General features: G+C 61.8%; 1 protein-coding gene. It reads left to right on the top strand.

Translation table 11 applies throughout. The annotated features are described in order from the left end of the window. Nucleotides 1-38: 38 nt before the first annotated feature. Nucleotides 39-238 (top strand): Y-family DNA polymerase (locus HBA93_RS23335; RefSeq protein ID WP_502910192.1); only part of this gene is annotated, 200 nt, incomplete at its 3' end.

Genomic DNA, 238 nt, shown 5'->3' on the forward strand with positions numbered 1-238 from the left:
GGGGGGGGGGGGGGGGGGGGGGGGGGGGGGGGGGGGGGGTGCGCTCGATTGATGAGCTGGTTTGCCGTTTGCTGCCGTCAGAATCCCGTCAGGCTGAAGCTCTGGGATTGGCGATCAAAGCGGCATTGCGTGAAAATCTTGGCTCCGCTCTGACTTGTTCCATTGGCGTTGCGCCTAATGAGTTGCTTGCAAAGATCGCGGCTGAAATCGACAAGCCAGACGGTTTGGTCATCGTGCG

The organism is Ochrobactrum sp. SFR4, from assembly GCF_019730395.1.
GTDB lineage: Bacteria > Pseudomonadota > Alphaproteobacteria > Rhizobiales > Rhizobiaceae > Pseudochrobactrum.